The 26,125-nt window shown below is 70.8% G+C and carries 21 protein-coding genes; 15 read left to right on the forward strand and 6 right to left on the reverse strand.

Annotated features, from left to right (window positions below):
* Positions 1–70 precede the first annotated feature (70 nt).
* Genes MRBLMI1x_RS07950 through MRBLMI1x_RS07965 form a run of 4 tightly spaced genes read left to right on the forward strand, consistent with a single transcriptional unit; the run spans position 71 to position 5,699 of the window.
* Positions 71–2,008: a glycosyltransferase family 2 protein gene (locus MRBLMI1x_RS07950; protein ID WP_018188742.1), complete on the forward strand. Its 1,938-nt coding sequence runs from the start codon at positions 71–73 to the stop codon at positions 2,006–2,008.
* 51 nt (positions 2,009–2,059) lie between these two features.
* Positions 2,060–3,181: an NAD-dependent epimerase/dehydratase family protein gene (locus MRBLMI1x_RS07955; protein WP_363457955.1), complete on the forward strand. Its 1,122-nt coding sequence runs from the start codon at positions 2,060–2,062 to the stop codon at positions 3,179–3,181.
* Entirely contained in the window at positions 3,178–4,989 is a 1,812-nt protein-coding gene (locus MRBLMI1x_RS07960) for a CDP-glycerol glycerophosphotransferase family protein (RefSeq protein WP_363457958.1), read from the forward strand. The genes MRBLMI1x_RS07955 and MRBLMI1x_RS07960 overlap by 4 nt, the downstream gene beginning before the upstream one ends.
* On the forward strand, positions 4,986–5,699 hold the full coding sequence (locus MRBLMI1x_RS07965) for an IspD/TarI family cytidylyltransferase (RefSeq protein ID WP_116228606.1): 714 nt from the start codon (positions 4,986–4,988) through the stop codon (positions 5,697–5,699). The genes MRBLMI1x_RS07960 and MRBLMI1x_RS07965 overlap by 4 nt, the downstream gene beginning before the upstream one ends.
* A gap of 30 nt (positions 5,700–5,729) precedes the next feature.
* On the opposite strand, the gene MRBLMI1x_RS07970 is transcribed toward MRBLMI1x_RS07965, so the two are convergent.
* From MRBLMI1x_RS07970 to MRBLMI1x_RS07985, 4 genes are all read right to left on the reverse strand, one after another.
* A complete protein-coding gene (locus tag MRBLMI1x_RS07970; RefSeq protein WP_018188738.1) occupies positions 5,730–7,124 on the reverse strand; it encodes a bifunctional cytidylyltransferase/SDR family oxidoreductase in 1,395 nt (464 codons plus the stop codon).
* Positions 7,125–7,198: 74 nt separating this feature from the next.
* Positions 7,199–9,583, reverse strand: a complete 2,385-nt coding sequence (locus MRBLMI1x_RS07975; RefSeq protein WP_363457962.1) for a CDP-glycerol glycerophosphotransferase family protein — start codon at positions 9,581–9,583, stop codon at positions 7,199–7,201.
* Between the two features lie 38 nt (positions 9,584–9,621).
* Positions 9,622–10,941, reverse strand: a complete 1,320-nt coding sequence (locus MRBLMI1x_RS07980) for a hypothetical protein (protein ID WP_363457965.1) — start codon at positions 10,939–10,941, stop codon at positions 9,622–9,624.
* Complete coding sequence (locus MRBLMI1x_RS07985) at positions 10,938–12,338, reverse strand: O-antigen ligase family protein (RefSeq protein WP_363457968.1); 1,401 nt, start codon at positions 12,336–12,338, stop codon at positions 10,938–10,940. Before MRBLMI1x_RS07985 ends, MRBLMI1x_RS07980 begins: the two co-directional genes overlap by 4 nt.
* Positions 12,339–12,397: 59 nt before the next feature.
* On the opposite strand from MRBLMI1x_RS07985, the gene manA reads away from it, so the two are divergent.
* The 4 genes from manA (at position 12,398) to MRBLMI1x_RS08005 (ending at position 18,312) form a co-directional block, all read left to right on the forward strand.
* A complete protein-coding gene (manA, locus tag MRBLMI1x_RS07990; protein ID WP_363457971.1) occupies positions 12,398–13,540 on the forward strand; it encodes a mannose-6-phosphate isomerase, class I in 1,143 nt (380 codons plus the stop codon).
* 141 nt (positions 13,541–13,681) lie between these two features.
* Positions 13,682–14,002 (forward strand): WhiB family transcriptional regulator, encoded by a 321-nt coding sequence (locus MRBLMI1x_RS07995; RefSeq protein WP_018188733.1) that lies wholly within the window; start codon positions 13,682–13,684, stop codon positions 14,000–14,002.
* 66 nt (positions 14,003–14,068) lie between these two features.
* Positions 14,069–16,927 carry a glycosyltransferase family 2 protein gene (locus MRBLMI1x_RS08000; RefSeq protein ID WP_363457975.1) on the forward strand — a complete coding sequence of 953 codons (2,859 nt, stop codon included), beginning with the start codon at positions 14,069–14,071 and terminating at the stop codon, positions 16,925–16,927.
* Positions 16,924–18,312: a DUF5719 family protein gene (locus MRBLMI1x_RS08005; protein WP_363457978.1), complete on the forward strand. Its 1,389-nt coding sequence runs from the start codon at positions 16,924–16,926 to the stop codon at positions 18,310–18,312. Before MRBLMI1x_RS08000 ends, MRBLMI1x_RS08005 begins: the two co-directional genes overlap by 4 nt.
* A gap of 50 nt (positions 18,313–18,362) precedes the next feature.
* Here the strand turns inward: MRBLMI1x_RS08005 and MRBLMI1x_RS08010 are convergent, their stop codons facing one another.
* Positions 18,363–18,773 (reverse strand): metallopeptidase family protein, encoded by a 411-nt coding sequence (locus MRBLMI1x_RS08010; RefSeq protein WP_018188730.1) that lies wholly within the window; start codon positions 18,771–18,773, stop codon positions 18,363–18,365.
* Between the two features lie 41 nt (positions 18,774–18,814).
* Positions 18,815–19,441, reverse strand: a complete 627-nt coding sequence (locus tag MRBLMI1x_RS08015) for a TetR/AcrR family transcriptional regulator (RefSeq protein WP_020096754.1) — start codon at positions 19,439–19,441, stop codon at positions 18,815–18,817.
* Positions 19,442–19,493: 52 nt separating this feature from the next.
* On the opposite strand from MRBLMI1x_RS08015, the gene MRBLMI1x_RS08020 reads away from it, so the two are divergent.
* The 7 genes from MRBLMI1x_RS08020 (at position 19,494) to katG (ending at position 25,997) form a co-directional block, all read left to right on the forward strand.
* Complete coding sequence (locus tag MRBLMI1x_RS08020) at positions 19,494–20,108, forward strand: biotin transporter BioY (RefSeq protein WP_363457982.1); 615 nt, start codon at positions 19,494–19,496, stop codon at positions 20,106–20,108.
* Entirely contained in the window at positions 20,105–20,794 is a 690-nt protein-coding gene (locus tag MRBLMI1x_RS08025; RefSeq protein ID WP_018188727.1) for an energy-coupling factor ABC transporter ATP-binding protein, read from the forward strand. The genes MRBLMI1x_RS08020 and MRBLMI1x_RS08025 overlap by 4 nt, the downstream gene beginning before the upstream one ends.
* Complete coding sequence (locus MRBLMI1x_RS08030) at positions 20,788–21,381, forward strand: CbiQ family ECF transporter T component (RefSeq protein ID WP_018188726.1); 594 nt, start codon at positions 20,788–20,790, stop codon at positions 21,379–21,381. The genes MRBLMI1x_RS08025 and MRBLMI1x_RS08030 overlap by 7 nt, the downstream gene beginning before the upstream one ends.
* A 51-nt stretch (positions 21,382–21,432) precedes the next feature.
* Complete coding sequence (locus tag MRBLMI1x_RS08035) at positions 21,433–21,639, forward strand: DUF3499 family protein (protein WP_026303039.1); 207 nt, start codon at positions 21,433–21,435, stop codon at positions 21,637–21,639.
* A 22-nt stretch (positions 21,640–21,661) separates the two neighbouring features.
* Complete coding sequence (ahcY, locus tag MRBLMI1x_RS08040) at positions 21,662–23,119, forward strand: adenosylhomocysteinase (protein ID WP_363457987.1); 1,458 nt, start codon at positions 21,662–21,664, stop codon at positions 23,117–23,119.
* A 61-nt stretch (positions 23,120–23,180) separates the two neighbouring features.
* Positions 23,181–23,615, forward strand: a complete 435-nt coding sequence (locus MRBLMI1x_RS08045; RefSeq protein ID WP_018188723.1) for a Fur family transcriptional regulator — start codon at positions 23,181–23,183, stop codon at positions 23,613–23,615.
* A gap of 42 nt (positions 23,616–23,657) precedes the next feature.
* A complete protein-coding gene (gene katG, locus MRBLMI1x_RS08050) occupies positions 23,658–25,997 on the forward strand; it encodes a catalase/peroxidase HPI (RefSeq protein ID WP_363457991.1) in 2,340 nt (779 codons plus the stop codon).
* The last annotated feature ends 128 nt before the right edge of the window (positions 25,998–26,125 follow it).

Here is a 26,125-nt window from a genome sequence, read left to right on the forward strand (position 1 = left end):
TCCCATAGGGACACGGAGAACCCGGACGGCGAATCCTGGTCGGCGGCGGACCCGCCCCTAAAATGAACGGGTGATCAAGGTCTCCGTCGTCGTGCCCACGTACAAGACGTCCGTCGAGGGCCTCGCCCGACTCGTCGGCTCGCTCGAGCGGCAGACGATGCCGGCGTCGGAGTTCGAGGTGATCTTCGTCGACGACGGCTCCCCGGACGACACCCTGCAGCGCTTGCGGAAGCTCGCGGAGACGCACAGCAACGTCCGGGTCGAGGCGATCGAGAACTCAGGCTGGCCTTCCAAGCCCCGCAACGTCGGGATCGAGCTGGCCCAGGGCGAGTACATCGCGTTCATGGACCACGACGACGAGCTGTACCCGGACGCGCTCCGAGCGGCATACGAGTTCGGAGTCGCGAACAACGCCGACGCCGTCAACGGCAAGGAGGCGCGGACGACGTCGGCGTCGTGGGGGATGGGCACGTACGACGAGGACCGGCCGCAGTCCATCGGCCGGACGGACGTGCACCCGCTGATCCCGATGAACCCGCACAAGATGTACCGTCGCGCATTCCTCAACGAACACGGCATCCGGTTCATCGAGGGTGCCCGTGTGCTGTGGGAGGACATCTTCTTCAACGTCCTGGTCTCCCGCCACGCCCGCGTGATCTCGACGCTGACCTCCGTCCCCTACTACCACTGGGTGACGACCAAGGGGAGCGGGTCCTCGACCTTCGTCAAGCACGGCGAGGACTTCTGGCGGTGGCTGCCGCGGGTCTGCCAATCGATCATCGACGAGCTCCCCGGCGAGGAGAACCGCCTGCAGCGCGAGCAGCTCGAGCTGCACCAGTACGGCAACCGTCTCGTGGGCGTCTTCGATTCCAAGTACGTCACGCGCACGCCCAAGCAGCGGCGGTTCATGTTCGAGCAGGCGCAGAAGCTGCAGCGGGACTTCGACTTCGCGCGTCTCGAGGGACGCATGAACTCCTCCAAGCGGGTGCGCGCGGAGCTCCTCCGCGCCGATCGCCAGGACCTTCTCGAGGAGATCTGCGTCTCCGACGCCGCCGTTCCCGGGTGGGCGCGTGCGACCACGGTGGAGTGGCGGGGCGGCATCCTGCACGTCTCGAGCGACGTGACCTGGGCGGACTCCAAGGGGACCGTCCCCGCTCTGGTGAGGGACGGCGACCGGATCCGCAAGGGACTCCCGACCGAGGTCCGCGACCTCGTGAGCGCCGAGGCGACCGACATGACGGCCGACGTCGACGGGATCACCGTCTCGGGGCTCGTGCGCTCGCGTCGTTCGCGCATCGCCTGGGCGCTGCCGCTCGAGAGCGACGTGCGCGTCGAGGACCTTCCCGACGGCACCGTCCGCGTCTCGGCGACGGCGTCGTTCACCGTCGACCCCGCCGCGGCCGCCTCGGGAGCCCCGCTCGAGGAGGCCACGCACTGGGACCTCCACGTGCACGCTCGCTTCGGCAACAGCTCCACCGATCGTCCTCTGAAGTCGACGATCCCGGCCTCCGTCACGCTGACCGACGGCCGGCTGCACCTCGTCTACCCGAACGACAGCACGAACGCGACGATCATCCCCGGCGGCCAGCGTGAAGCGGTGCGTCGGTTGACGCCCGAGAGCGCCGCTCTCGTCGACGGCGACCTCGTGCTCGAGCTCGCGGGTCACCATGACGGCGCCGGCGAGGTGGAGACCGTCGTCGGCGTGTGGGCCGCGGGGGCGTCCAAGCTCTCCGATCGCCCGGCTCGCCTGCGCATCGCCGACGGCGCGGCGCAGCTCATCGTGCCCGGCGTCGGCGCCGGCACGATCGACGTCCGCGTCGGTGACCGCGCTCCGGGAGGGCCGGGCGCGTGGACCGTGCGTGCCGACAAGGACCGCCGCATCCTCGAGCGCAGCAGCCGACCGTCGACGGACTCGACCCCGGCGTCCAAGCCGGCGCCCGCCCCGACTCCGACCCCGACCCTGCGCCGCACCGTGGGCCGCGTCCTCCGCCGGTTCGGACTCCGGTGAGGGCGTCCGTCGCTCAGGGCCTCGCAGGCCCGGTGACGTAGAATCGGCAAAATGCCTGAACAGACAGCCCGTGGCGGCGAACCGACACCCCACGCGCCGGTTCCTCACGTGACCGGGAGTGCGACCATCGACGGCGACGTCGCCGAGATCATCGGGCAGCCCCTCCCGTGGGACGATCTCGCGGGTAAGACGGTGCTCGTCACCGGCGCGGCCGGGATGATCCCCGCCTACGCGGTCTACACGCTCCTCGGTCTCAACGATGTGCGGGATGCCGGGATCACGGTCCTGGCCCTCGTCCGCGACGTCGACAAGGCCCGCCGTCAGTTCGCGGCCGCCGCCGATCGCGAAGACCTCCTCTTCGTCCGCGGTGACGTCCGCCACGCGATCGAGATCGACCGCCCCGTGGACCTCGTCATCCACGGCGCGTCGCCGGCTCGGCCGTCGCTCCACGCCGCGAGCCCCGTCGACACCATCCGCGCCAACGTCACCGGCGCATTCGGGCTCCTCGACCTCTGCGTCGCGTCGCCGGGAGCGCGCTTCGTGCTGATGTCGTCCGCGGAGGTCTACGGCCAGCGGGTGTCCGACGGTTCGCTCGTCGCCGAGGACGAGTACGGCTCAGTCGACATCCTCAACCCGCGCGCCTCGTACACCGAAGGCAAGCGGGCCGCCGAGACGATCGCGGTGAGCTACCACGCGCAGCACGGCGTCCCCATCACGATCGCGCGCTTCGGCCACATCTACGGGCCCGGGATGGCCCTCGACGACGGACGCGTCCAGGCCGACTTCACCGCCGACGTGCTCGCGGGTCGGGACATCACGCTCAACAGCGACGGCAGTGCGCGGCGCACGTACACGTACCTTGCCGACGCCGTCTCGGGGATGTTCGCTGCGATCCTCCAGGGCGAGGACACCGCCTACAACATCTCCGACCGCGACGGCTTCATCAGCATCCGGGAACTGGCCGAGGCGTTCACCCGGGCACGGCCCGAGAAGGACCTCACGGTGCGCTTCGCCGAGGGCGTCGACCACAGTCGCTACAACTCGGTGAAGGGTCAAGGGCTCGACGACACCCGCCTCCGCAGCCTCGGCTGGGCGCCCCACGTGGGACTCGGCCGCGGCCTGGACCGCACCATCGCATGGCACGAGGAGCGCGGAGAGGGGAACCGGTCGTGACCGACGCAGCTGTGCCCGCGGCATCCGTGGAACCCGTCGAGGCGGAGCAGGTCGTGCGTCCGCGGCCGCCGTTCGACGTGACGGTCGACTCGCTGAGCTGGGAGCGCGCCAAGCTCACCATCCGCCTCAGCGTCGAGCAGGTCGGCCCGTGGACCCCCCTCGAGCCCGAGTGGGGCGAGATCCCGCCGCCGCCCGTCGACTTCCGCTTCATCGACGGCAAGCGCCGCATCCCCGTGCCGTTCACGGAGGTGGCCCCCGGCTCGTTCGAGCTGCACGTCGACGTCCCGACGTTCCGCAACCGGCAGGCGATCCCCAACGGCACCTGGCGGATCGTGATGTTCGCCCACGGTGAGCGCGTCGCGCCCGCCCGCTTCGACGGACGATCCCTGCGCGAACTCGACGAAGGCTCACGGGTCTTCCTCTACGACGGCAACCGCGCCGTCACGACCGTGTCGTTCGGCATAGCGGAGAACTCGGTCGACCTCGAGCGCCTCGATTTCCTCATGCGGAGCTACCACCTGTTCCGCTCCCGTCCGAAGCCGAAGAAATTCCGGCCGATCAAGCGGCTCAAGGCCCTGCTGCTCGGTGCGCCCTCGAAGCAGCGCTACGCCGGACTGATCTACCAGATCATCACGCGCACCGTCGGGGTCAAGCCCGGCCGCATCCTCTTCGCCTCCGACCAGCGCGTCCGCATCGAGGGCAACCTCCGGCGTGTGCAGGAGCGCATCGTCGAGCGCGGGCTGCAGGACCGCTTCGACATGAAGTACTCGTTCCGGCTTCCCCGTTCGGGTGGGTGGGGGACGACCCTTCGGATCATCTACCTGCTGGCGACCAGCGAGATCGTCCTGCTCGACGACTACTTCGGCATCCTCAAGAGCCTGCGCATGGATCCGCGGACCAAGGTCATCCAGCTCTGGCACGCCGGCAGCGGGTTCAAATCCGTCGGCTACAGCCGTTTCGGCAATCTGGGATCGCCGAAACTGTGGCACCCGCACCGCCAGTACACCTTCGCCATCACGGGGTCGGAACACCTCCGACACGTGTACGCCGAGGCGTTCGGCATCGAAGAGGCCGCCGTCATCCCGACCGGCCTGCCGCGCGTGGACTGGTTCCTCGATCCGCAGCGCCGTGACCAGTTCCTCGAGGACTTCGCCGCCGAGTACCCGCAGATCGCCGGCAAGAAGGTCGTGCTGTTCGCACCGACGTTCCGCGGCCGCTCGATCTACACCGCGTTCTACGACTACAGCCAGATCGACTTCGACGCGCTCTACGACGCCTGCGGCGACGACACGGTCGTCCTCTTCCGCATGCACCACTTCGTCAAGAACCCGATCGAGATCCCCGAGCAGTACCGCGACCGGTTCTTCGACTTCACCCATTACCCCGATGGGCTGAACCTGCTGCACGCGACGGACGTGCTCATCACCGACTACTCGTCGATCATCTACGAGTTCTCGCTCCTCGACCGTCCCATGCTGTTCTTCGCTCCCGACCGGGTGAACTACGCCGCGACGCGAGGATTCCACCGGGACTACGGCGAGACCGCCCCCGGTCGCGTCGCGGACACCTTCGACGAAGTGATCGACGCGCTCCGCACGGGGGAGTTCGAGCAGGAGAAGGTCGCCGAGTTCCGACGCCTCAACTTCGACCGGGTCGACACCGGTGCGGCCGATCGCGTCATCGACTGGCTGATCATCGGCAACCCCGACACCGAGAAGATCACCGAGAGCCCGGTGCCGACAGCGCAGTCCTCGTCCAACACCGCAGAGTCCAGTGAGAAGGACGTTCCAGAAGAGGAGATCGCGTGAACATCGCCATCATTTTCGCCGGCGGGATCGGTTCCCGCATGTCGTCGGCGACGTTGCCGAAGCAGTTCCTCGAGATCCACGGGACTCCGTTGATCGTGCACACGCTGCAGCACTTCCAGGACCACCCCCAGATCGACCGCATCGCGGTGTCGATCCTGCCCGAGTGGCGGGACCGGTTCGCGCGGCTGGTCGCACGGTACGAGCTCACGAAGGTGAACTGGATCGTCGACGGCGGCGCCACCGGCCAGGAGTCGCGCCACCGGGCGCTGCGGGCCGTGGCGAACGAGGCGCCCGCCGACACGGTCGTGCTGCTCCACGACGGCGTGCGTCCGCTCATCAACGCGGACGTCATCTCGGCGAACATCGAGACCGTCCGCGCCCACGGCCCCGCGATCACCAGCACGAAGTTCAACGAGACGATTATCACCTCCGCAGACGGCGCGGTCGACGAGGTCATCCCGCGCGACCACCTCTACGTCGCCCAGGCGCCGCAGAGCGGCCGGCTCGACACCGTCCTCGGCGTCTACGACCAGGCCGTCGCTGACGGGGAGAACGACTCCATCGATACCTGCAGCCTTCTCCGACGCTACGGGCACACCCTGTACCGCGTGGACGGGCCCCGCTCGAACATCAAGATCACAACGGCGGAGGACTACTACATCTGCCGCGCGTTCTTCGACGTCATCGAGCGCAATCAGATCGGCGGCTGAGCCCGCTGAGGCGGGCTGTGACGCGGCGGGTCAGCCCGCCGCGTTGCGCATCGCGGCGACGTTGACGGTCACGATCTGACCCGTCAGATCGGATGCCGCCACGTTCAGGGTGACCCGCGCCACATCGGCGGGGTCGAGCAAGCTGTCGAGGGGCTCCTCGCCGAAAGCCTGCGTCCGCATCGGCGTGCGCGTGCGCTGCGGGTTGATGCAGTTGATCCGCACCCGAGACAGCTCCCATTCCTCGGCCAGGGCCTGCGTGAGGTTCACGACGCCGGCCTTGGTCGCCGAGTAGGCGCTGTAGCCGGCCCGCCCGCGCGTGTACGAGCTCGACGTGAACAGGACGACCTGTCCGCCCGTCTCGGCGAGGTAGGGGTGGGCTTCGCGGGCCACGATGGCCGGCGCGATGAGGTTCACCTGGATCGTGTCCTTGAGGTCGCGCTTGCGGCTCTCGACGAGCGGCGCGATGCGCAGGACCCCGGCCGTGACGATGACGACGTCGATCCGGCCGCTGCGCTGATAGGCCTCTCCGAGCGCAGCGCGGACGGCCTTGCCGGAGCGGATGTCGGTCCCCGTCGAGGACCGACTGAACTCGTGGACGGTGGCCCCGGCATCCGTCGCCTGCTGGACGATGCTCTCGCCGATGCCGTAACTGCCGCCGAAGACCACGACCGTCTTGCCCGAGAGGTCGGGGACGGTCGTCATGCTCTCGAGGGACAGGCTCGCCGACTGCAGCTGGAAGAGCTTGTCGGCGATGTGCACGTCGATCGGCTCGGTGACCTTCATGTTCTCGGCGGTCCCGTCCACGACGTAGATGGGGACCTCGGGAAGGTAGGCGAAGACGACACCGCAGTCGTCCGTCGCGCGGAAGGACGGGTCGGTCGCCGCGATCTCGTACGCCTTGCGGATCGTGCCGAGGCGGAAGGCCTGGGGCGTCTGGCCGCGTCGCAGCAAGGAGCGGTCCGGGATGCCGGTGATGAGGCGATCGGCATCCACCTGGATGATCGTGTCGGCCGAGGGGATCGCGGTGTCGACGGCTTCGTACGTGTCGAGCGCGCGCACGCAGTCCTCGATGATCCGGTCGTCGATGAAAGGACGGACGGCGTCGTGGAAGAGGACCTTCGTGTCGTCGCCCTCGAGGGCGGCGATCGCCAGCTGGGTCGTGTCGTTGCGGGTCTCGCCGCCGGGGAGGATGCGCGTCAGCTTCGCGAAGCGCTCGCTGTCGAGCAGATGATCGAGCTCGCCGATGGCCGCCGCGTTCATCATGATGACGATCTCGTCGATGTGCGGACTGCCCTCGAGGGCTTCGAGGGTGTGCTCGACGATCGCCTTGCCCGCTATCTTGATGAGCTGCTTCGGGATGCCGAGGCCCACCCGGACTCCGATGCCACCGGCCAGGACGACGGCGACAGTGCGGGGTGTGGTCACGGCGAGAGCTCCTCGTGAGTCGGTGCGGACGTGTGCTGACACGCCCGCACCATCCTATGCGAGGGCCCCCGCTCCTATGAGAGGGCGCCGGCTCGGCCTGGTCCGTCGATCCGGTCGAGCACCAGGCGGGCGATCCGGTCGGTGCACGGGCGGGCGCCGGTCCTCTCGGACTCGGCGACCCAGCGACGCGCGAAGGCTGCGGCATCCGTCGCCTTCGCGGCACCCGCTTCGACGGCTGTCGCGAGCTCGTCGACCGTCGCGCAGACGGGGCCGGGCAGGTCGCGCCGGTAGTCGAGGTAGAAGTCGCGGGTCGCGAGGTACTCGTCGAGGTCGGGGGCGAGGAAGTACGTGGGGACCCCCCGCACCGCCGCCTCGAACAGCGTCGAGGAGTAGTCCGTGATGAAAACGTCCGCGACGGTCAGCATCTCCTGGGTCGAGAAGCCTTCGGCGGTGTCGACGTCGCTGCCGCGCAGGGTCATGAGGGGGTGCAGCTTCACGACGACGTGCACACCGACCGCCTCGAGGGCGGCGACGACGTCGTCGGGCGCGGCCATCGCGGTGTCCTCGATCCGGAAGGTCGGTGCGAAGACCGCGATCCTCGCGCCGCGCAGGTGCGGATGCCGGCGGTAGATGCGCTCGCGGGTCTGCCGGGTCAGCTCGTCGTCGCGCAGCCGGTCGACCCGGGGGAGCGGGGCCACGACGATGCGGCTGTCGTCCGTTCCGAAGGCCTCGGCGTAGGGCGCACGGCACGCGTCGCCGCTGGCGAGCACGAGGTCGTAGCCCGCGTGCATCCGCATCGCGTCGGCCAGCCGCTCGTCGCGCCCCTCGCCCGTGCCGAGGATGCTGAGTCCGAACTTCTTGAACGCGCCGAGGGCGTGCCAGATCTGGATGACGACGAGGTCGTCCTTGTGGCGCAGCATGCTCGCCACCATCGAATAGGTGTCGACGATCAGGACCCGAGCGGTCGCGACGTGGAACAGCTGGACGAGCAGGTGTGCGGCGTAGCCGAGCTTCCTCACGAGTCCGGGTGGGACCATCCTGACGAGCGAGACGACCCTCACGGTGGGGTCCATCTCGGCGATCGCGGTTCGCAGATCGATGAAGTCGTCGGTCTCTTCGGGGTGCTCGCGGCTGATCATGACGACCTTGCGGCGCGTGGGCAGCAGCTTCAGCGGTGCGTAGCAGGCGCGCAGGGCGGTGCGCAGCACGTGCGCGGCGAGCAGGTGACGACCGACGGGACCGTCGATGCGCGTGGGCTGCACGGGCGGATCGTCGAGCAGCTTCGGACGCTCGTCGACCTGACGCGGGGTGAGGATCATCTCGCGCACGATGCGCTCGGTGGAGTGGCCGTCGCAGGCGGACATGAAGCGCTCGCGGAACGCCTCGAGGTCGTCGCCGGCACGCGCGTCGCGGATCGCGGCCGCCAGATCGGCGCCGTCGGTCACGAGCGGGCCGGCGAGGTAGTCCTCGAACGGGTGGTAGAACGATCGTTCGGCGGCGTACACCTCGACGTCGGGGCAGAAGAACACCATGGGCCGACCGAGCAACGAGAACTCGAAGATGGCCGAGGAGTAGTCGGTGATGAGGACGTCGGCCGCCATCATCAGCTCGTTGAGCTCGCGCTCCGCGGAGACGTCGATGATCCGCTCGTGCGAGGGGATGTCCGCGCCCTTGCGAGCGACGAAGGGATGCAGCTTGACGAGGACGACCCACTCCTCTCCGAGGTCGTCCGGAAGCTCCGACCACGGGACCGCGTCGATGTCGTAGTGGGCGCTGAGCTGCCCGTTGCCGCGGAAGGTGGGGGCGAAGACCGCGACGCGCTGGTCGGGACGGATGCCGAGCCGCGCCCGCACGTCCCGACGGCTGCGCTCGATCAGCTCGGTGTCGAAGAACACGTCCGTGCGGGGGACTCCGAGTGCGTGCACGCGGGCGACATCCATCGCGAACGCCTCGGCGTAGTCGGGGCGGATCGCCTCGGAGCTGACGGTCGCATCCGTGTAGTTGCGGTGCGCGACGGATCCGGGGAGGGGTCCGCCCGGGAGGCCGGCCCGGCTCCATCCGACCTTCTTGTACGCGCCGGCGGCGTGCCAGACCTGCAGCAGGCGGGTCTCAGGCCTCAGATGAAGGGGGTAGATCATCGGGTAGTAGTCGTCGAGCACGATCGTCTGCGCCCGGGCGAGCTCCCACGGCAGGCGCAGCGAGTCCCGCAGCGGACGGCGGTCGGCGAGGCCGGCTTTGAAGATCCCCACGATGCGGGCGTCGGGTCGCTGTCGGCGGATCTCGTCGCGCAGGAACGCGATGTTGCCGGAGAAGTCCGTACGGGAATCCGACAGGAAGAGGGTGCGGCCCTCCCGCACGCGGACGAGCCGGGACGCGACCGCGTAGAGCGCGATCCACAGCCCGAACCGCCACCTCTGCAGGAAGGCGTTCCCTCGCAGACGCCTGCGAAGCAATCGCACGGATGAACCTCCTGGATCGTGGCGGGTATCGGTCGATTCTAAGCGGGTGCGCCTGGCCCGAATGCGTCCGGGGAGATGGAGGCGTCCGGGGCGAGCGGGCGTTCGCGTCGCCACCCCCGCACGAGCGATGCCCGGGTCGCGCAGAGCACCAGGAGGAACCACCCCGAGCCGCCGAGCAGCGAGCTGGTCACGATCGAGTCCGTCAGGAGGACGATGATGACGAGGGCGGGCCATACGTAGACGGTCGACCTGCGTTCGCTCGCCGACGTCCAGGCTCGGGCGAGGGCGAGACCGACGAACACGACCAGGAGGACGACGCCGACCGTGCCCGCCTGGATCAGCACATCCATCCACGCGTTGAGCGCGGAGGCGTGCGAGCGGCCGGCGACGATGCGGATGTAGGTGTAGGGGGAGAGGTGGTCGGGCCAGGTGTCGACCCAGCCCCATCCCTGCACCGGCCGCAGTGCCGACATGTCGAGGATGACGTTCCACAGTCGTGACCGCGTGAAGAAGTCGGGTTCGGCGTTCAGCCAATACACGAGCGGGCGGCGGAAGAGGTAGACGAGGATGAGCCCGACCACGACGACGGCGGACAGGACCCACTGAAGGACCGGCCTGACGCTGGGGCGGACGCGCCGGAGGATCGCGAGGGCGCCGGTGGCCGTCCCCGAGATGAGCACCATGCCGAGCACGATGGGCGACGCGGTGAACACGGCGAGGGTCGCGGCGAGGGCGACGGAGCCGATCGCCACGCCGGCGCTCACCGACCGGGTCCGCCATTCCACGAGGAAGGTGAGCAGGGCGATGATCGTCACGAGCCCGAGTGCCGTGCGGGTGCCGAAGATCCCCTGGATCGGGCCGCCGTAGGCGATGTTGCCCGCGATGCCGAGGAACCTGATGGGGAGGTTGAGGAGGATGCCGCTGAGGATCTCGAGTCCGAACGAGACGGCGAGCAGCATCCGCAGCACGTCTCCGGTGGCGCGCACGGTCTGCAGGGTGTCGCGGAACTGTGCGACGACGACGGCGAGGAAGGTGGGCGCCGCGAGCTGCAGCCATCCGGAGAGGGTTGCCTCCGGTGAGCCCGACCACCCGACGGTGATCAGCAGCCAGGCCAGCAGGACCAGCAGCGTCGTGGGGATGAGATGGATGACGCGGAGCTCCGCCCGACGGGCGAGCATCATCCCCGCGCCGATCACGCACAGCCCGGTCAGGATCGCGCCGTAGCCCGCGTCGCCCATCAGCTGACGCAGGGCGTGCGTCGAGAAGAGCGCGCCGATGGTCACGAGGGAGTAGACGGCGGCGACCTCGGTGGATTGCAGGGCGGTCGACAGTCGCGGGAGTGCGCGGGGGGTGCTCATCGCTCGGACGGCCTGTCGCCCTGTTCGCCGATGAGGCGTTCCTCCGACGGGCCGCGTCCCACCAGCGGTGCCTGCTTGATCTTGAAGGCGAACAGGATGAGCAGGAACCACCCCCAGTTCAGGAGCGGTGTCGATTCCGCGAGGCCCTGCACGAGGAGGATGGCGCCGGTGAGGGTCGGCAGCAGAGTGACCGCCGTGTAGGGCCGGTCCGAGACGAGGTCCCATCGCGGGCGGTCGACGGCGAAGAACCAGGAACGCCAGATGAACGCGACGTACGCCGCCGCGATGAGGACGATCCCGACGACGCCTAGCTGCAGGAAGACGTCCACCCACATGTTGTGGGCCTGCATGACCGTCTGCCCGTGGTCGATGATCCAGCCGTCGAAGGCGGGGTCGGTCGGGATCCACGGCGTCGAGAAGCCCCATCCGATCACGGGGTGCTCGACGGCGCGTTCCAGGACCTTCTGCCAGATCGATTCGCGTCCGGTCAGGTCGCTCGAGCGGCCGAGTGCCGTGAACACCCGGTCGCGCAGTGCCCACGCCGCCACGAGGCCGCCGACGGCGACGACGCCGTAGAGGACGTAGTAACGAGTCCTCTCACCGGCGCGCGTGGTCGTCCGCATGACGAGGACCGTGATGAGGACGACGACGACCGCGACGGCCGACAGGGTGGCGGTCGCCGATCCGGCGCGGACGAAGAGGAACGCGGCCAGGAGCATCCAGAGGACCAGGACGGGGCGACGAGGGGCCTTGGACGCGATGCGGATGGCGAAGACCACGATCCCGAGGAGCGCCACGTACGCGAGCGCGTTGGAGTTGCCGAAGATCCCCTGGATGCGGCCGCCGTCGAACAGGTTGTCGCGCGACCACAGCACGATGGGGTCGGCGACCCGGCCCTCGGGGCGGACGAACTGCGGCAGGATCGGGCCGTCCCAGACGAGACTCACCCACAGTTCGAAGAGGATCGACAGCGAGAGGATCCACTTGAGGGCGGATGCCAGGGCGCGGACGATCTCGCGCCAGGTGAGGACCGCCCCCACGAAGAGGGCGCCCACCGTCGTGACGATCAGGAGCGCGACGGTCAGCAGGGTCGCGTTGATCCAGTGGGTCCAGATCGTCGAGGCGACGGCCCACAGGAGATAGGTGAGCGCGTACCAGGGGAGTCGGGGCCACTGCACCCGCGGCCGCGTCGTCAGCCAGAGGGTCACCGAGACGAGGAAGCTCGCGACGCCGATGGCGGCGGCGACACCGACTCCGAAGGCGAGCGGCAGGGCCGTCCCCGACAGGGTGACGACCAGCAGGACGATGCACCAGCCGCGCAGCAGGATGTGGCTCGTCCGCTCACGCGGCGGGGCTGCCGGGGGCGCCGAGACCGGGTGCGAGGAGTGGACGGCCATGGTGACAGAAGGGTATCGCGCGGCCCCGTGCGTTCCGCCCCACGCCCTAGGCTGTTCGCGTGCTGGAGACGCTCTCGAACGAACCCCGTGACTACGCGTGGGGTTCCCCCACCGCCATCCCGTCCCTCCAGGGGCGGACCCCCAGCGGAGCGCCCGAGGCCGAGGTCTGGTTCGGCGACCACCCGGGCAGCCCCGCCGTCCTCGGCGACGGCCGCTCGCTGATGCAGGCGAGGACGGATGCCGGGGCGCCGCCGCTCCCGTTCCTCCTGAAGATCCTCGCGGCGTCGTCGTCGCTGTCGATCCAGGCGCACCCGGACCTCGAGCAGGCGCGGGCCGGCTTCGCCGCGGAGGAGGCGTCCGGCGTCCCCCGCGACGCCGCCGAACGCATCTACCGCGATGACAACCACAAGCCCGAGATCATCGTCGCGCTGAGCGAGCGGTTCCGAGCCCTCGTCGGGCTGCGGCCCGTCGAGGACACGCAGCGCCTGCTCGGTGGCCTCGGCGAGGCATCCGGTGTCCGACGTCTTCGCGCGGCACTGGACGCCGCCGCCCCTGCCGATGCACTGCGAGCCGTGATCGAGGAGGTGCTGAGCGGGCGCGCCGACGACATCGTCTCGGACGTCTCCGCGGCGCTCGCCGACGCCGTCGTGCCGGACTTCGCCGAAGAGGTCGATGTCCTCCGGGCCGTCGTGCGCGATTTCCCCGGGGATGCCGGCATCGTGGTCGCCCTGCTCATGAACCTCGTCGTGCTCCGCACCGGTGAGGCCGTGTTCGCCCCTGCCGGGGTGCTCCACGCGTATCAGGACGGTCTCGGCGTCGAACTCATGGCGGCCAGCGACAACGTCCTGCGCGGCGGGTTGACCCCGAAGCACATCGACGTCCCGGAGCTCATGCGCATCGTCGACACCGAGCCCGGCGCGGCGCCGCTGCTCGACCCGGTGCCCGCCGATGCGGGGGAGCTGTTCGACGCCGGAGTCGCGGACTTCCGCCTCGCCCGGTACGCACCGACCGGCACGCCGCTGCACGTCGGGCTCGACGGACCCGCTATCGTGCTGGCGACCGAAGGCCGCGTGATCGTGTCCGCCGGGGGGCGGCGCATCGATCTCACGCCGGGGACCGCCGCCTACGCTCAGGACGAGTCGGAGCTCGTGTTGGACGGCTCCGGGGTCGCCTACCTGGCCCGGCCGGGTGTGCAGGGCTGAGGTCGCGACACGCCGGGGAGCCTCAAGAAGATTCAATATCGGGTTGAGGGTTTACGATCTGCGACTTGACCCGAGCGAATCACACGGGTGTAATTAGGCATCGGCCGCACCGCGGCGAGTGTCTACAGGTGGGAGAGCAAGATGACGGGTTACCGTTCCGGCGTTCCCGAGAATTGGTTCGTCGATCCGGTGAACCTCGGTGTCCCCGGCGTCCGTCGCCGCGTCGACACCGACGAGGACACCGCGCTGGCATGGCAGGCCGACGCCCTGTGCGCACAGACGGATCCGGAGGCCTTCTTCCCGGAGAAGGGCGGATCGACGCGTGACGCGAAGCGCATCTGCACCTCGTGCGACGTCCGAGGCGAGTGCCTCGAATACGCCCTCCAGAACGACGAGCGCTTCGGCATCTGGGGCGGTCTGAGCGAGCGCGAGCGACGCAAGCTCAAGCGGCGCGCTTCCTGACGCGATCCGCGCCACCCCGCCCGTCCTCCCCGCGTCGCCCGAGTCGCGACCTAGGCTGACCTGGCCATGCCCGCCCGAGTACACGCGATCCTCGTCGTCCGCCCCCACGGACGAGGCCCCACGGATCTCCACCTGAGCCGCACCCTGCGCGCGCTCGCCGCCCAGACGCGGCGTGCCGACGCGCTCACCGTCGTCCTCTGCGGACCCGACGAGACCCTCAAGAAGCTCGCGTCCGAGTCCGGAGCCGAGGCGGTCATCGTCGCAGGCCGGGGGACCGGCTTCGCCGAAGCCCTCCGCCTGGCGAGCCGGCGCATCACCGGCGACGCCGTCTGGTTGCTCGCGCAGGACACCGCGCCCGCCCCGGACGCGCTCGCACGGCTCGCCGGAGCGCTCGAGACCGCCCCCTCGGTGGCGCTCGCCGCGCCCAAGCTGGTCTCCTGGGACGACCCCAGTCGGATCGTCTCCCTCGGGGTCACCCTCACCCACACGGGGCGCACGGTCGGTCTCGCCGACGGCGAGCTCGACCAGGGGCAGCACGACGCCTCCGAGGACGTCCTCGGATCGGACATCCGCGGCGTCCTCGTCCGCGCGCAGGTCTGGAACGCCCTCGGGGGCATCGACCAGGGTCTGGCCGGCGCCGACGAGGGTCTCGACCTCGGCATCCGCGCCCGCCTCGCCGGCGGTCGCGTCGCTCTGACGCCCTCCGCGCTCGTCGCCGTCGCCGGCGACGGCGTCGCGGGAACCCCGGCGGGACGCTCGGCCGGCGCGCGCGGCCGCCGTCTCTACGCCGCGCGGAAGGCCGAGCTCCACCGTCGCCTGGCCTATGCCCCGGCTCCCGTGGTCCTGCTGCACTGGCTGACCCTCCTGCCCCTCGCCCTGTGGCGCACCCTCGGCCATCTGGTCGCGAAGACTCCGGGACGCATCGGACCCGAGTGGGCGGCGTCGTTCTCGGTGCTCGTGTCGTTCGCGGCCGTCGTGCGCGCGCGCCGCACCATCCGGCGGAACCGGACCGCCTCGTGGCTGTCCCTGGCGCAGCTGCGGATCGGCCGACGGGACCTGCGTGAGCGGCTCGAGGACGAAGCGGATGCCGCAGCGGCTCCGCGCGAAGACCTCCGCTTCTTCAGCGGCGGCGGCGCCTGGGTCGTCCTCGGTGCCCTCGCCACCTCCGCGCTGTCGTTCAGCGCGCTCCTGGCGTGGCCCGTGCTCGGCGGGGGAGGTCTCGCGCCGCTGCGCAGCGGCGTCGTGGCGCTGTGGACGGATGCCGCGTACGGCCCGCGTGCGCTGGGCTGGGACACCGTCGGGCCGGCCGACCCCTTCGCGTCGGTCGTCGCCCTCGTCGGTTCGCTGTCGCCCCTCGCGCCCTCGCGCGCGATCGTCATCCTCTGGCTCCTCGCACTGCCGCTCGCCGCGCTCGGCGGATGGTTCGCAGCGACCCGCGTCACCGAGAGGTCCGTGCTGCGCTGCGCCGCGGCCTTCGCATGGGCGGTGGCACCTCCCTTCCTCGCGGCACTGATCGAGGGGCGACCGACCGCGGTCATCCTGCACCTCGCGCTGCCGTGGCTCATCTACACGGCCGCGGCCGCGCGACGGTCGTGGAGCGGCGCCGGGCTCGCCTCGATCATCCTCGTCGTCGTGCTCGCCTGCGCGCCCTCGCTGGCACCCGCTCTGATCGTGCTGTGGCTCGTGGCCATCGTCCTGGCCGTGTCGATGCGACGCGGGCGGGGAGCCGGCCGCATCGCCTGGCTGATGATCCCGTCCGTGGCGATCTTCCTGCCCCTCGGGTGGTACCACCTCACGACGGGGGACCCCCTCGCGATCCTCGCCGACCCGGGCCGGCCGCTCGCGCTGAGCGGAAACCCCGATGGGTTGTTGCCGAAGGTCCTGTTCGCGTTCGGCTACCCGTCGACCGACGGCGTCGGCTGGACGCAGTTCCTCGGTGAGGACGGGCGGGCCTGGTGGGTCGCCGCCTTCACGGCTCCGGTCGTGCTGCTCGCCCTGCTGGCGCCGGTCGTCGGGCGGCTGCTCCCGGCATCCGTGGCGCTCGTCGCCGCCGTCCTCGGCGTCGCCACCGCGGCCCTGGGATCGGGTGTGGCCCTCACCGCGGGCATGTCCGGGCCCGTCTCGATCTGGCCGGGAAGCGCGCTCTCGCTCGCGTGGGCGGGCCTCATCCTCGCCGCCGTCACCGGCCTCGACGGGTTCCGCCGGGTCGACGCCCTCGTCCCCGTCGCGGCATCCGTCGTGATCGCCTTCCTCGCCGTCGGCGCCGTTCCGGCGCTCACTGCCGTCGTCCGCGGCGATTCCGCCCTGCAGGACGGGCCGTCCAGCACACTCCCCGCGTACGTCCAGACCGCCGGCAGCGAGGGTGAGCGCGACGGTGAGCAGACGGCGACCCTCGTCCTGACCGTGCAGGCGGATGCCGCCTACTCGGCCTCCGTGGTCTGGGGCGCCAGCGAGACCCTCGGCGGGCAGACGACGCTGCAGTCCACGCGCCCCGAGCTGACCGCCGGTGACCGCGAGCTGGCCCACGTGACGGCCGACCTCGTCTCCACGGTGACCGGCGACGTCGTCGCCCAGCTCGGTCGGCACGGCATCGCGTACGTCCTCCTCGAACAGGCCCCCCGCGAGAGCGACCGCGCCCGTGCGGCGCGGCTCGGGGCGCAGAACCTCCTCAATCAGCGAGCCGATCTCGTGAGCGTTGGGCAGACGGCCCGCGGCGTCCTGTGGGGCGTCAAGGGGACCATCGCCGAGCGCACCGTCGACGACGCCTCGGGGCCCACTTCGGTCCGCGTCGCCCTGCTGCAGCTCGGCGTCATCGCCGTCGCGCTGCTGCTCGCAGTCCCGACGCGCGCCAGCCTCCGGGCCGGCAGGCGTCACCCCCGCATCATCGGGGAGCGGGACGGGCTCGCAGAAAGGTCGGCCTCGTGACCACCGCCCGCCGGATCCGCCGCGGCGTCGGCGCCGCCCTGAGCCTCGCCGTCGTGGCGGGGACCTTCCTCATCGCGACCGCTACCCTGCCGACCGTCGAGCGGTCGACGCTCTCGCTGACGACACGGCCCGAAGCCGCGACCTCCCTCCTCTCGTGCGCGGGCCCGGTGCTCGCCGTCGGGCGGGATACCGAGGACGTCGGCGCGCTGCAGGTCGCCGCCCCGCAGAACGTGGTGTCGGGAACCGTCGCCGGTGCGCCCGCACCCGTCGCGGGCGAGATCGCCTCCGCGGTCCCGGATGCCCCGCCGATCGCGTCGTTCTCGGCGGAGCCGGTCGATCGCATGCGCACCGACCTGGCCGCGGCGGGGTCGTCGCGTGTCGACGCCGACGATCTCGCCGGGTTCGCGGCTTCCGCCTGCACCCCGCCTGCCATGGAGACCTGGCTCGCCGGAGGCAGCGGCCTCACGGGCGCGGCGGATCTCGTCATCCTCGCCAACCCCGGCGATGTCGCGGCCCGCGTGGATCTGACGGTCTTCGCCTCGGGGGGCCGCGTGGCCCCCGATGCGGGTGCGGACATCCTGATCCCCGCCGGCCAGCAGCGCGTCGTGCCCCTCGCCTCGCTCGCGCTCGGCGAAGCGAGCCCCGTCGTGCTCGTCTCGGCGACGCAGGCACCCGTGCAGGCCGTCCTGCAGTCGAGCCTCACCCGGACGCTCGTCCCGGTCGGCGTCGACCAGGGCGGCGCGACCGGGCTCCCGAGGGCTCAGCAGACGATCCCCGCGTTCTCGAGCGTCGCGGAAGGTGACGAGCCCACCGACACGGTGGTGCGGCTGCTCGCCCCTTCGGACGACACGACCGCGACCGTGACGGTGTCGCCCGTCGGGCGACGCACCACCGCTGCCTCCTTCCCCGATCTCACCCTCGCGGCCGGCGTGCCCGTCGACGTGGATCTGGACACGCTTCCCCAGGGTCGCTATCGCGTGGAGGTCGACGCGGGTGCACCGGTGGTCGCCTCGGTCCACACCTCGACGGGATCGGATGCCGGGTCCGACTTCGCCTGGTACGGCACGGCGGACGACATCCGCGTGCCCTCCCTCCTCGCGGTCGCCGACGGGCCGAGTCCGCAGCTCGCGCTCGTGAACCCCGGTGCCTCCGAGGTGGCCGCGGTCCTGACCGAGGATGCGGGCGCCGGCGAGCCGCGCGAGGTGCGTGTCCCCGCGGGCGGTTCGGTCTCGGTCGACCTGCGCGCCGGCGAGCTCTACCGGCTCGACCCCGCGGGGGGCACCCTGCGCGCGGGCGTGACCTTCACAGCATCCGATGCGATTGCCGGCTACGCCGTGGCCCCTGCCGACGCCGCCGCGGCACCCGTGGTCGTCCGTCCGCGCTGATCGCGCACGGAAGTGCGTCGCGCGAGCAGAAGCTCAGAACCGCTCGCGCCTCAGAATCGGAACCGGTCGGGCCCGAGGTCCCACGGGTCGCGGTCGAGGTATTCGGCGGCGGCGCGGAACACGCAGCTCTCGATCATCATCCGGCGGTGGAGTTCGTCGTTGCGGTGCAGTCTCGCGAGCCGTTCGATGGGGAGTCGGAACAGGACGATGCGCTTCTGCTCCGTCTGCACCGCCCACCGGGGGATGCCGTCGTCGTCCGCGGCGTCCGGCATCCAGCCGATGTCGAAACGGACCTCACGCAGCTCCGGCCATGCGCTCCGGAGGAACTCGACCGCCGTCGTGACCGTCAGATCGAACTTCTCGGCGCGCGTCTCGATCGCGGGAAGCGGGGGCCGGACGACGGAGCTCCGGTCGAGGCGGCCGTGTCGACCGTGCCGGTCGGGGCGGACACTCGTGCGCACGCGTCGCCTCACGGGTCCACCTTGCTGAGCATGACGCCATCCTAGGCGTCGAGCGGGCGCCCGGCGCTCTCCTGCCATGCCGCGATCCCCGCCGCGATCAGTGCGAGCGCGGCGGCGAAGCCCCCGTCGTCGGTGGAGTCGACGGATGCCGCGGTCAGGGACACCTCGGACGCCGCGGTGCCCCAGGCATCCGCCGACCGACGCTGCTGCTCGTGGAAGGTGACGCCGACGACGTAGTGGGTCACGGCGTCGGCGACGACGCGGGCGGCGGGGGAGTCCTCGACGGTGCGCAGCGCGTCGTGGACGGGTGAGTCGACGAGGCCGAGGGCGAGGGAGCTCGACACCACTTCGGCACCGTCGCGGTGGGCGAGGAGCCGGTCGTGCAGGCGGTGCCCCAGGGTGACGGCCGCCCGGCCGAGGTCGGTCGGGTCACCCGGGCGCAGCGCGACGGGGGCGAGGATGCGCGCGCTCACAGCCGCGAGGAGCTCCTGCTTGCTTGCGACGTGCCAGTACAGGGCGCTCGGCTGGACACCCAGGTCCTCCGCGAGGCGCCGCATCGACAGGTCGGGGAGGCCCACCCGATCGAGGACGGACAGAGCGGCGTCGACGACGTCGTCCTTGGTGCGCCGGAGACCCCGGGAGGGTGGGTTTGGATCGCGCGCAGTCATGGCGTTACCCTACCTGAACGGTGTTCACGTGAACGCTGTTCAGGAGGATGAGATGACCCGCTCGCGCCCGACACCCCGGCTCGACACGACCGACCTCGCCCGGACGGCCGTCTTCGCCGGGGTGATCGCCGTCCTCGGCCTTCCCGGCTCCTTCTCCGTCCTCGGCGGCGTGCCGATCACCGCCCAGACGCTCGGGGTGATGCTGGCCGGCGCCGTGCTCGGCCCTCTCGTGGGCGCCGTCTCGGTCGGTGCCCTCCTCGCGCTCGTCGCGATCGGACTCCCGCTGCTGGCGGGCGGTCGCGGGGGAGCGGCGGTGTTCGTGGGGCCGACGGCGGGTTACCTCGTCGGATGGCTGGCGGGCGCCGTCGTGATCGGACTGATCGTGCACCTCGGCGGACGCCGGCCCGTGTGGTGGCGGACCTTCATCGGCGTGGTCATCGGCGGCGTCCTCGTCGTCTACGCCTGCGGCATCCCGGTCCAGAGTCTCATCATGCGCATCGGAATGGATCAGGCGCTGATCGCGAACCTCGCCTTCGTCCCCGGCGACCTGGTCAAGGCCGTGATCGCGACGCTCGTCGTGGGCGCCTTGGTCCGGGGGTACCCGCGCGCCTTCCGTCGCATGTGGGCGCCGCGCGGCGCTGCGCGTGAGGCGGCACCGGTACGGTGACGAGCGCCCTCCGGCTCGCCGACGTCTCGGTGCGCCTGGGCGACGTCGACGTCCTCCAGGGGGTCGACCTCGCCCTCGACGCCCGGAGCATCGCCGTCGTGGGCGACAACGGCTCCGGCAAGTCGACGCTCGCGCGGCTGATCGGCGGACTCATCCGGCCCACGCAGGGCCGCGTCGAGGTGCTCGGCCTCGATGCCGAGAAGGATGCCGCCGCCCTCCGCCGCCGCGTCGCGATCGTCTTCAGCAATCCCGACGCCCAGATCATCATGCCGACCGTCGCCGAGGACGTCGCTTTCTCGCTCCGTGCGGATCGGCTGCCCCGCGCCGAGCGGGATGCCCGCGTCGCCGCCGCGCTCGAGAGGTTCGCCCTCGCCCCCCTCGCCGACCGGCCGGCGTACGAGCTGTCCGGCGGGCAGAAGCAGCTGCTCGCCCTGTGCGGCGCCTTCGTCCGCGAGCCGGACCTCGTGGTCGCCGACGAGCCGACCGCGTTCCTCGACGGACGGAACGCCCACCTGATCTCGGCGCACCTGCTCGCCGACTCCGGCCACCGGCTCGTGGTCGTGACGCACGACCTCGACCTCGCGGCGCGGTGCGACGTCGCGGTCCGGATGCACGAGGGAAAGGTCGCCCGGGTCGGGCCCGCGCCCGACATCGTGGCCGCCCACGCCGCGAGCTGGCGATGCTGACGCTGTACCGGCCCGGGAAGGGGCCGTGGCACCGGATACCCGCGGGCTCGAAGGCGGCGATCCTGCTCGCCCTCGTCCTCGCCGTCTCCCTCCTCCCCACGGCGTGGCCGACCGCCGCGATCACCGCGGCGGTGTGCGCGGTCTGCTATCTCGTGCCGGGAGTCGGACTCCGTGAACTCGCCCGCCAGGTCTGGTCGCTCCGGTGGCTCGTCGTGGTGGCCTTCGGCATCCCGTGCATCTTCCTCGGCGTCGAGGCGGCGACCGTCGGCACCGTCCGCATCGTGGCCGCGGTCGCCCTCGCTGGGCTCCTCGCGTCGACCACCCCGGTGACCGCCCTCCTCGACGTGGCGGAACGGGCGCTCGGCCCGCTGCGCGTGATCGGGGTGGATGCCGCCCGCGCGGCGCTCCTGCTCGTCGTCGCACTCGGCACGGTTCCCACCCTCGCGCGCCTCGCGGGCGAGGTCCGCGCGGCGCAGCGGGCGCGGGGAGCCCGCGGCATCCGTGTCTTCGCTGTGCCGTTCCTCGTCCTCGCGCTCCGCCATGCGGACGATCTCGGCGACGCCCTCACCGCCCGCGGGGTGCGCTGAGCCCGGCGCGGCTCCGTGTCGCGGCCCGCCTCCACGGCTAGCGTGGACGCGATGCGAGAGAGACTGTGTTCCAAGGTGGGCTGTGCCCGCGAGGCCGTGACGACGCTGACCTACGACTACGGCGACCAGATGGCCGTCCTCGGTCCGCTCGGCGGCGGGAACGACCCGCACGCCCACGATCTCTGCGCCATCCACACCGGTCGGATGTCGGTCCCGAAGGGCTGGGTCGTCGTCCGTCACGAGACCCTCCGCGTCTGACCCTGCGTGGCAGGATGGGCGCGTGCCCACTCCCGTGAAGACCATCGAACACGTCGTCGCCGATCTTTCGCTCGCGGAAGCCGGTCGTCACCAGATCCGCCTCGCCGAGAACGAGATGCCGGGTCTGATGGCCCTCCGCGAGGAGTACGGCGACTCCCGGCCCCTCGCCGGAGCGCGGATCGCCGGTTCGCTGCACATGACGGTGCAGACGGCGGTCCTCATCGAGACGCTCGTCGCCCTCGGCGCGCAGGTGCGGTGGGCGAGCTGCAACATCTTCTCCACCCAGGATGAGGCGGCGGCAGCGGTCGTCGTCGGTCCTGGCGGCACCGTCGCCGAGCCCGCCGGCGTGCCGGTGTTCGCGTTCAAGGGCGAGACCCTCGAACAGTACTGGGAGCTCGCCGATCGCATCTTCGACTGGTCGGACGAGGGCTTCGACGGGCCGAACCTGATCCTCGACGACGGCGGCGACGCCACCCTCCTCGTTCACAAGGGCGTCGAGTTCGAAGCCGCCGGTGCTGTTCCGGACGCCACGACGGGCGATTCGGGCGAGTACCGCATCGTCCTCGACACGCTCCGGAAGAGCCTCGCCCGCGATCCGCAGCGCTTCACCCGCCTGGCCAGGGGCCTGCTCGGTGTGACCGAGGAGACGACGACCGGTGTCCACCGCCTCTACGAGCTCCACGCCGCCGGGAAGCTGCTCTTCCCCGGCATCAACGTGAACGACTCGGTCACGAAGTCGAAGTTCGACAACAAGTACGGCATCCGCCACTCGCTGCCCGACGGCATCAACCGGGCCACGGACGTCCTCATCGGCGGCAAGGTCGCGTTCGTCGTCGGCTACGGCGACGTCGGCAAGGGTGCCGCCGAGGCGCTCCGCGGCCAAGGCGCCCGCGTCATTGTGAGCGAGGTGGATCCGATCTGCGCGCTGCAGGCGGCGATGGACGGCTACCAGGTCGCACGCCTCGAGGACGTCGCCGACCAGGTCGACATCGTCATCACGGGCACCGGCAACACCCGTGTCGTCACGGTGGACCACCTCCGCTCGCTCAAGCACCTCGCGATCGTCGGCAACGTGGGCCACTTCGACGACGAGATCGACATGGCCGCCCTCGAGGCTCTGCCCGGCGTCGAGAAGATCGAGATCAAGCCGCAGGTGCACGAGTTCCGGTTGCCGACCGGGCGCAGCATCCTCGTCCTGTCGGAGGGGCGCCTGCTGAACCTCGGCAACGCGACGGGGCACCCGTCCTTCGTCATGAGTGCGTCTTTCACGAACCAGGTCCTCGCTCAGATCGAGCTCTTCACGAAGACCGACGCGTACCCGACGGGTGTGTACGTCCTGCCCAAGGCGCTCGACGAGAAGGTCGCCCGCCTGCACCTGTCGGCTCTCGGCGTGCGGCTGACGCAGCTCACCGACGAGCAGGCCGCCTACATCGGCGTACCCGTCGACGGCCCCTACAAGCTCGACCACTACCGATACTGACGCCGACACGCCCGAGCGCATTTTCTTTTGAATGGATCAAAAGAGCGCGTAGGCTGATCGCATGACCGACCTCGCCGCAGACCCTGCCGTCGCGCTCCGCGATGCCGGGCTCCGGGTGACGGAATCGCGGCTCGCGGTGTTCGCCGCCCTCGCCGCCCATCCGCACGCGAGCGCCGACGCGGTGTTCGCCGACGTGGCGGGCGAACTCCCCAAGGCGAGCCGTCAGTCGGTCTACAACGCGCTGAACGACTTCGCGGATGCCGCGCTCGTCCGCCGCATCGAGCCCGCCGGTCAACCCATGCTGTTCGAGCTGCGCGTCGACGACAACCACCACCACCTCGTGTGCACGTCCTGCGGCCGCGTCCAGGACGTCGACTGCGCCGTCGGCGCCGCGCCATGCCTGCATCCGTCGGACGATCACGGCTTCCGGATCGCCTCCGCCGAGGTCACCTACTGGGGTCTCTGCGGCGCGTGCGCCGCCGAGGCCGCCGCCTGAACCCATCCGCCCTCTTTCACCACCCCGAACGGAAGGATCACCATGAGCGACCGTGACCCCCAGGCCGAGCCCCTCGGCGCCGAGGCCACCGACGTCGACCACGCCGTCACCCCCATCGACACCCCGGTCGATGAGCGCGGCGACGGCGAGACGCGGCCGCGGGAGAACACCGCCGACGCCTGCCCCGTCATCCACGCGGCACCCGGCGCCGACCGTGCGAACCACGGCGGCCAGCCGCATCCCACCGTCGGCACCGCCAACCAGGTGTGGTGGCCGAACCAGCTGAACCTCCGCATCCTCAAGAAGAACCCGTCCGTCGGCAACCCCGTCGGCGAGGACTTCGACTACAAGGCCGCCTTCGAGAGCCTCGACCTCGCCGCCGTGAAGGCCGACATCGCCGCGGTCCTCACCACGTCGCAGGACTGGTGGCCCGCCGACTTCGGCAACTACGGCCCGCTCATGATCCGCATGGCCTGGCACTCCGCCGGCACCTACCGTGCGACCGACGGTCGCGGCGGCGGCGGCACCGGCCAGCAGCGTTTCGCGCCCCTCAACAGCTGGCCCGACAACGTCAACCTCGACAAGGCGCGGCGCCTGCTGTGGCCCGTCAAGAAGACCTACGGCCAGGCGCTCTCGTGGGGCGACCTCATGATCCTCGCCGGTAACGTCGCGCTCGAGACCATGGGCTTCGAGACCTTCGGCTTCGGCGGCGGACGCCCCGACGTCTGGGAGCCGGACGACGACGTGTACTGGGGCCCCGAGACCACATGGCTCGCCGACGAGCGCTACAGCGGCGACCGCAACCTCGAGAAGCCCCTCGCGGCGGTCCAGATGGGTCTCATCTACGTGAACCCCGAGGGTCCCAACGGCGAGCCCGACCCGCTGAAGTCCGCTCGCGACATCCGCGAGACCTTCGGCCGCATGGGCATGGACGACGAGGAGACCGTCGCCCTCATCGCCGGTGGCCACACCTTCGGCAAGACCCACGGCGCCGCCCCCGACACGAACATCGAGGACAACCCCGAGGCCGCCGGCCTCGAGCAGCAGGGTCTCGGCTGGAAGAACAACCACGGCACCGGCAAGGGCGACGACACCATCACGTCGGGACTCGAGGTCACGTGGACCTACCACCCGACCCGCTGGGACAACGAGTTCTTCCACATCCTGTACGCCTACGACTGGGAGCTCATGACGAGCCCCGGCGGCGGCCACCAGTGGCGCCCGAAGAACGGCGCCGGTGCCGACATGGTGCCGCTGGCGCACTCCGACGGTCGTCGCGAGCCGCGCATGCTCACGAGCGACCTGGCCCTGCGGATGGACCCGGCCTACGACGCGGTCTCGCGCCGTTTCAAGGACGACCCCGTCGCGTTCGGTGACGCGTTCGCCCGCGCCTGGTTCAAGCTGACGCACCGCGACATGGGCCCCGTCGCGCGGTACCTCGGGCCCGAGGTTCCGCAGGAGGAGCTCATCTGGCAGGACCCGGTGCCCGCCGTGGACCACGCGCTGATCGACGACGCGGATGCCGCTGCGCTCAAGGAGCGCATCCTCGCCACCGGTCTCACGGTCGCCCAGCTCGTCTCGACGACATGGGCTGCAGCATCCACCTTCCGTGGCAGCGACAAGCGCGGCGGCGTCAACGGCGCCCGGATCCGCCTCGCGCCGCAGAAGGACTGGGAGGTCAACAACCCCGAGCAGCTGCAGCACGTCCTCGCCGCGCTCGAGGGTGTGAAGGCCGCCTTCGACGCCGAGCAGACCGGCGGCACCAAGGTCTCGCTCGCCGACCTCATCGTGCTCGCGGGCAACGCGGGCGTCGAGAAGGCCGCGAAGAATGCCGGAGTCGACGTCACCGTGCCGTTCCGTCCGGGCCGCACCGACGCTTCGCAGGAGCAGACCGACGAGCTGTCGTTCGGCTACCTCGAGCCGGTCGCCGACGGATTCCGCAACTACTACGGACCGAACGCGTTCCTCCCGGCGGAGCACCACCTCATCGACAAGGCGAACCTGCTGACCCTCAGCGCCCCCGAGATGACGGTGCTCGTGGGCGGCCTGCGCGCACTGGGCGCGAACTGGGACGGTTCGGCCCACGGCGTGTTCACCGGCCGACCGGGCGTGCTCACGAACGACGTGTTCGTGAACCTGCTCGACCTCGGCTCGACCTGGACGCCGCTCGACCCCGGCTCGCACGCCTTCCGCGGCACCACGGCGGACGGTTCGCAGATCGGCGTCGGCACCCGCGCCGACCTCGTGTTCAGCTCGAACTCGGAGCTCCGCGCGATCGCCGAGGTCTACGCCTCGGACGACGCCGCTGAGAAGTTCGTCCGCGACTTCGTCGCCGCCTGGACGAAGGTCACCGAGCTCGACCGGTTCGACCTGCACGCCTGACCGGCGCTGCCGTCACGACGCACGGCCCCTCCTTCACGGGAGGGGCCGTGCGTCGTCCGGGCGGGACCGGCCGCACGTCGGTTACTGTGGACTCACCCGTGGGCGGAGCACCGGCATCCGCCACCCTT

It is taken from the genome of Microbacterium sp. LMI1x-1-1.1, from assembly GCF_040676205.1.
GTDB classification, from domain to species: Bacteria; Actinomycetota; Actinomycetes; order Actinomycetales; family Microbacteriaceae; genus Microbacterium; species Microbacterium aquilitoris.

Coding starts and splice junctions, on each gene's coding strand:
- MRBLMI1x_RS08015 (WP_020096754.1), bottom strand. CDS start 19,441: ATGACTGCGCGCGATCCAAACCCACCCTCCCGGGGTCTCCGGCGCACC.
- MRBLMI1x_RS08020 (WP_363457982.1), top strand. CDS start 19,494: ATGACCCGCTCGCGCCCGACACCCCGGCTCGACACGACCGACCTCGCC.
- MRBLMI1x_RS07955 (WP_363457955.1), top strand. CDS start 2,060: ATGCCTGAACAGACAGCCCGTGGCGGCGAACCGACACCCCACGCGCCG.
- MRBLMI1x_RS08045 (WP_018188723.1), top strand. CDS start 23,181: ATGACCGACCTCGCCGCAGACCCTGCCGTCGCGCTCCGCGATGCCGGG.
- MRBLMI1x_RS08000 (WP_363457975.1), top strand. CDS start 14,069: ATGCCCGCCCGAGTACACGCGATCCTCGTCGTCCGCCCCCACGGACGA.
- MRBLMI1x_RS07995 (WP_018188733.1), top strand. CDS start 13,682: ATGACGGGTTACCGTTCCGGCGTTCCCGAGAATTGGTTCGTCGATCCG.
- MRBLMI1x_RS08030 (WP_018188726.1), top strand. CDS start 20,788: ATGCTGACGCTGTACCGGCCCGGGAAGGGGCCGTGGCACCGGATACCC.
- MRBLMI1x_RS07980 (WP_363457965.1), bottom strand. CDS start 10,941: ATGAGCACCCCCCGCGCACTCCCGCGACTGTCGACCGCCCTGCAATCC.
- MRBLMI1x_RS08035 (WP_026303039.1), top strand. CDS start 21,433: ATGCGAGAGAGACTGTGTTCCAAGGTGGGCTGTGCCCGCGAGGCCGTG.
- katG (WP_363457991.1), top strand. CDS start 23,658: ATGAGCGACCGTGACCCCCAGGCCGAGCCCCTCGGCGCCGAGGCCACC.
- MRBLMI1x_RS07985 (WP_363457968.1), bottom strand. CDS start 12,338: ATGGCCGTCCACTCCTCGCACCCGGTCTCGGCGCCCCCGGCAGCCCCG.